Genomic DNA, 5,183 nt, shown 5'->3' on the forward strand with positions numbered 1-5,183 from the left:
GCTCTGGGCTGCCCGGCTCTGGGCTGCCCGGCTCTGGGCTGCCGGCCACCGGCCGGGCACCGGCCGGTGGCACCGTCGAACCTGGCGGCACCGTCGATCTTGAAACGATCTCCGCACCCGGCGAGACCGTGCCGGGGCGGGCGGAGCCGCGCGCGGTGGCGGCGGCCTTGTCACCGTAGGGGTCCTCCGACTGGCCCGCGGGGCTCTCAGGGCGCGGGGCCGCCGGGCGTGGCCGCGCGGAGCGGCGGGAGACCAGCGCGTTGCGCGGCGACTGGGTGTCGGTCAGGCGCAGGCCGAGCAGGGAGACCGGCCGGGCGTCGCCACCGCCCTGGCCTGATGCGCCGGGCGACCGGTCGCCGGTGGCGCGCTCGTCGGGTTCGTCGCCGGAGGGATCGTCGAGCTGGGGGCGCTCGCCGCCGTGACCTCCATGGCCTGCCATCCGCGCCACCTCACCCTCGCATCTCCGACCGACTCCGCGCGCCGACGCCGTAGAGCGAGACAGCAGCCACGTAGTGGCATCACCGTCTCGCGTCCCCACCGCCGCGACAAGGCTCGCACGGTGATCCAGACAGCCGAAAACGGGCCCAGGAGCAGCGAACACACCATCGGCACACCCGATCCACTCCGAATCGCCATGCGATGGCAACACCATACCGAGGCAATGTCACCAGGACGGATCGGCCTCGCACCGTAGGTGTGATGTGAGATGCGGACGGCCACCGCCCCGGTGGGGTGCGGTGGCCGTCGTGTGCCGGCAGGGCCCCGGCCGGCGTGGGTCAGCGGGCGAGGGCGAGCTCGCGCAGTACCGCGGCGGTGTCGAGCGCGGCGAGCGTCGCCTCGCGGCCCTTGTCCTCACGGGACTGCGCGAGCCCGGCGCGGTCCCGGGCCTGCTCGACGCTGTCACAGGTCAGCACGCCGAAGCCGATCGGAACCTTCGCGTCGAGGGTGACCCGGGCGAGGCCGGCGGTGACGAACTGGCAGACGTAGTCGAAATGCGGCGTTCCGCCGCGGATGACGACGCCGAGCGCGACGACGGCGTCGTGCCGCTCGGCCAGGGCGGCGGCGACGATCGGCAGCTCGACCGCGCCGGCGACGCGCACGACGGTCGGCGTGCCGACGATCCCGGCGTCCCGCGCCGCCCGCAGCGCCCCGGCGAGCAGCCCGTCGGTGATCTCGGCGTGCCAGCGGGTGACGACCACCCCGAGGCGTACCCCGGCGGCCGGCGGGAGGACCTCCGCGGGGGCACCCAGCCCGCTCACCGGGCATCGCCGTCGGCGAGCGCACCACCGGCGAGACCGGCGCCGCCGGTCGCCGCGCCGCAGCCGGAGGCCGCGGGCAGTCGCGTCGGTGCTGATGCTGACGCGGGCGCCGGCGTCCAGCGCCCGGCGGACGGCTCGTCCTCGCCGACCGCGCGGGGCAGGCCGGGCAGCACGTGGCCCATCCGGTCCCGCTTGGTGGTCAGGTAGCGCAGGTTCTCCGGGGTGTGGTTGACCGGCATCGCGATGAGCTCGACGATGCGCAGGCCGTAGCCTTCGAGCCCGGCCCGCTTCGTCGGGTTGTTGGACAGCAGCCGGATGCCGCGCACGCCGAGGTCGACGAGGATCTGCGCGCCGGTGCCGTAGTCCCGGGCGTCGGCGGGCAGGCCGAGGGCGAGGTTCGCGTCGACGGTGTCATGCCCGGCGTCCTGGAGCTGGTAGGCCCGCAGCTTGTGCATGAGGCCGATGCCTCGGCCCTCGTGGCCGCGCATGTAGAGCACGACGCCGCGGCCCTCTGCGGCGACCATGCGCAGGGCGGCGTCGAGCTGCGTGCCGCAGTCGCAGCGCCGCGAGCCGAAGACGTCGCCGGTGAGGCATTCGCTGTGCACCCGGGCGAGGACGTCCTCGCCGTCGCCGAGGTCGCCGCGGATGAGCGCGATGTGCTCGACGCCGTCGATGATGTTGCGGAAGCCGACCGCCCGGAACGGGCCGTAGCGGGTCGGGATCGACGCCTCGGCGACGCGGACGATCTGCTTCTCGGCACGGCGCCGGTAGGCGATGAGGTCGGCGATGGAGATCAGCGGCAGGTCGTGCTCGCGGGCGAACGCGGCCAGCTCCGGCAGGCGCGCCATCGTCCCGTCGTCGTTGACGATCTCGCAGATGGCACCGGCCGGGTGCAGGCCGGCGAGGCGGGCCAGGTCCACGGCGGCCTCGGTGTGGCCGGGCCGGCGCAGCACGCCGCCCTCCTTGGCCCGCAGCGGGAAGATGTGGCCGGGCCGGCGCAGGTCGGCGGGGGCGGTGGCCGGGTCGGCGAGCAGCCGGATCGTGCGGGCCCGGTCGGCGGCGGAGATGCCGGTGGTCACGCCGTCGCGGGCGTCGACGGTGACGGTGAACGCCGTGCCCATCCGCTCGGTGTTGCGCGGGACCATCTGCTCGAGCTCGAGCCGGTCGGTGTCCGCGGGCTCAAGCGGCACGCAGATCACGCCGGAGGTGTAACGGGTCATGAAGGCGACGAGTTCGGGGGTGGCGGCCTCGGCGGCGAAGATCAGGTCGCCCTCGTTCTCCCGGTCCGCGTCGTCGACGACGACGAGGGCCTGCCCGGCGGCGAAGGCGGCGAGCGCGTCCTCGATCGTCGCGAAGCTCACCTCGCCTCCGTGGGCCTGCTTGGCCGCCTCGGCCACGTCCGCCGGTGCGACCCGCGGCCGCACGTCGGACGGGTGGGCCGCGGCGGGGTCGGCCACGGCCGCAGGGGCCGCGGACGCAGGGGCCGCGGACGGGGGAACGACGCTCGTCAGGGGTGCGCCGGACGTCGCGGGGGTGCCGGCCGCGGATGTGGTCATCGCTGTTGTCCGTTCGGGTCGGTGGCGCCGGCCTGCAGTTTCTCGACGTACTTGGCCAGCACGTCGACCTCGATGTTGAGCTGGGAACCGGGTGCGCGGCGGCCGAGCGTGGTGTGCTCGAGGGTGGTGGGAATGAGGCTGACGGTGAACGTCGGCGGCGAGTCAGCGCCGGCGGGGACGACCTCGACGACGGTGAGGCTCACGCCGTCGACCGTGACCGAGCCCTTCTCGACGAGGTAACGGTCGAGCCCGGTGGGCAGGGCGATGCGGACGATCTCCCAGTGCGGGGCCACCTGCCGGTCGACGACGGTGCCGACGCCGTCGACGTGTCCCTGCACGAGGTGGCCGCCGAGCCGGTCGGCCAGCCGGACGGGCCGTTCCAGGTTCACCGGGTCGCCGGAAGTGAGCGCGCCGAGCGCGGAACGGACCAGGGTTTCCCGCATCACATCAGCGGTGAACGCCGTGGGGCCGCCGGTCATGCCGGCCGGACCGGCCCGGCTCGCGTGATCCTCGGCGGCGGTCTCGTCCCGCGACAGACTGGTGACGGTGAGACACACGCCGTTGACGGCGATGGAGGCGCCGTGGACCGCATCGGCCAGAACGCTCTGACAGGCGATGGTGAGCGCCGCCGAGTCCGAGCGCACCTCCACGGCGGTGACGACGCCAAGCTCTTCAACGATGCCGGTGAACATCCGACCCGCGCCCTTCGTGCCGGGCACCGCTCCCCGCTCGCGACAGGCATCCACGCGGGACCTGCCGGCAGGCGAACGCCGACACGCGCGCACGGACGGCAGGCGGCCGCCCGTGAGCACCCGGGCCCGCGCGCGTCCTCCCATCCGGACTTTCACCGTCGGTCCCGGAATTCCACCGGGTCAGCCGTCCCCCAGCTACTGGGAACGGGTCGCGGACTGTCACCGCCGGCTCGGATTTTCACCGACCCCGGAGCGCGCGTGCTGCTGGTGTTACTCCGCCAAGTGTGACATACGAACGGGCAGTACGCCCTACCCGCAAACGGTGACCGACGTCATCCTTCGGGGGCCCAGGACGCCGCGGTGGACGCTGGCGGCCCTGCTCAGCCGAGCGACGGGCCCGACGGCGCGGTCAGCCGCGGGGCGGCGCGCAGTGCCTGCGCGCGCAGCTTCTCGACGGCCTCGCCGGGATCGTCCGCGCCGAAGACCGCCGTCCCCGCGACGAACACGTCCACCCCGGCCTCGGCGGCCTGCTCGATCGTCTGCTCGTTCACCCCGCCGTCGATCTGCAGCCACAGGTCCAGGCCACGCTCGTCGATCAGGCGGCGGGCCGCGGTGATCTTCGGCAGGACCTCGGTCATGAACTTCTGGCCGCCGAAGCCCGGCTCGATCGTCATGAGCAGCAGCAGGTCGAAACGGTGCAGATCGTCGAGGTAGCGCTCGACGGGGGTGTTCGGCTTGACCGCGAGCCCGGTCCGGGCGCCGGCCGCGCGGATCCCCGCCGTCGTGCGCGGCAGGTCCGAGACCGCCTCCGCGTGGATGGTGACGTTCGCCGCGCCGCGCTCCGCGTAGTCGGCGGCCCAGCGATCCGGGTCGGCGATCATGAGATGGCAGTCGAGCGGGGTCGGCGTCGCCGTGCGCAGCGCGGTCACCGCGTCGGGGGAGAACGCCAGATTCGGGACGAAGTGGTAGTCCATCACGTCCACGTGCAGCCAGTCGGCCCGGCCCTCGACGGCGAGGGCCGCGTCCGCGATGCGGCCGAAGTCGGCTGCGAGCATGCTGGGGTAGATCTGCGCGGTTGCCACCCGGCGAGAGTACCGACCCGGACGGGGACAGCCGCCGCGTCCGTCACCTCCGCGCGACCGGGCCTGGGCCCCGCGGCGGTGACGGACGTTGCGGTGACGGACGGTGCATGACGGGCTGTGCATGACGGGCGGCCCGGTGACCGACGACCCGGTGACGGAGGGTGCGGTCAGCTCCCGGTGCGGTGCAGCAGCGCGAGGAACATGGCGTCGGTGCCGTGCCGGTGCGGCCAGAGCTGCGCGAACGGCCCGGACCCGACCCCGTCGACGGTCGGCAGCGCCAGGGCGGCGTCGAGCACGGACACGTCCGCGCGCTCGCCGGTCACCCGGCGGACGACCTCGGTGGTCTCCGCGGGATGCGGCGAGCAGGTCGCGTAGGCGACCACTCCGCCGGGACGCACGAGGTCCAGCGCGGCGACGAGCAACGCGCTCTGCAACGGAACCAGGGCGGTCAGGTCCTCGGGGGTCCGCCGCCAGCGGGCCTCCGGACGCCGGCGCAGCGCGCCGAGCCCGGTGCAGGGCGCGTCGACCAGCACCCGGTCGGCGCTGCCGGGCGCCACCGGTGCGCCGCGGCCGTCGGCGCGCACCACCCAGGCC

General features: G+C 74.4%; 5 protein-coding genes, 1 pseudogene and 1 riboswitch. All 6 genes and pseudogenes read right to left on the reverse strand.

Translation table 11 applies throughout. The features are described 5' to 3' along the window. Positions 1 to 439 (reverse strand): annotated as a pseudogene (locus MXD58_RS19380) (hypothetical protein); the annotation flags it as partial. Positions 440 to 776: 337 nt separating this feature from the next. Further along, entirely contained in the window at positions 777 to 1,259 is a 483-nt protein-coding gene (gene ribH, locus MXD58_RS19385) for a 6,7-dimethyl-8-ribityllumazine synthase (RefSeq protein WP_248839717.1), read from the reverse strand. Continuing rightward, the gene (locus MXD58_RS19390) at positions 1,256 to 2,815 is read right to left on the reverse strand and encodes a bifunctional 3,4-dihydroxy-2-butanone-4-phosphate synthase/GTP cyclohydrolase II (RefSeq protein WP_248839718.1); all 1,560 of its coding nucleotides are present in this window, start codon (positions 2,813 to 2,815) and stop codon (positions 1,256 to 1,258) included. Before MXD58_RS19390 ends, ribH begins: the two co-directional genes overlap by 4 nt. After that, positions 2,812 to 3,507, reverse strand: a complete 696-nt coding sequence (locus tag MXD58_RS19395) for a riboflavin synthase (protein WP_248839745.1) — start codon at positions 3,505 to 3,507, stop codon at positions 2,812 to 2,814. The genes MXD58_RS19390 and MXD58_RS19395 overlap by 4 nt, the downstream gene beginning before the upstream one ends. A gap of 128 nt (positions 3,508 to 3,635) precedes the next feature. Continuing rightward, a riboswitch (FMN riboswitch) is annotated at positions 3,636 to 3,767 on the reverse strand. A 120-nt stretch (positions 3,768 to 3,887) separates the two neighbouring features. Then, positions 3,888 to 4,589: a ribulose-phosphate 3-epimerase gene (rpe, locus tag MXD58_RS19400; RefSeq protein ID WP_248839719.1), complete on the reverse strand. Its 702-nt coding sequence runs from the start codon at positions 4,587 to 4,589 to the stop codon at positions 3,888 to 3,890. 167 nt (positions 4,590 to 4,756) lie between these two features. Then, the coding region (locus tag MXD58_RS19405) for a class I SAM-dependent methyltransferase (RefSeq protein ID WP_518478446.1) at positions 4,757 to 5,183 on the reverse strand (427 nt) is incomplete at its 5' end.

Source organism: Frankia sp. AgKG'84/4, from assembly GCF_023242965.2.
Lineage (GTDB): Bacteria > Actinomycetota > Actinomycetes > Frankiales > Frankiaceae > Frankia.

Excerpts from the sequence above, each read along its gene's own strand:
- MXD58_RS19395 (WP_248839745.1), bottom strand. The coding sequence starts at position 3,507 with ATGTTCACCGGCATCGTTGAAGAGCTTGGCGTCGTCACCGCCGTGGAG.
- MXD58_RS19390 (WP_248839718.1), bottom strand. The coding sequence starts at position 2,815 with ATGACCACATCCGCGGCCGGCACCCCCGCGACGTCCGGCGCACCCCTG.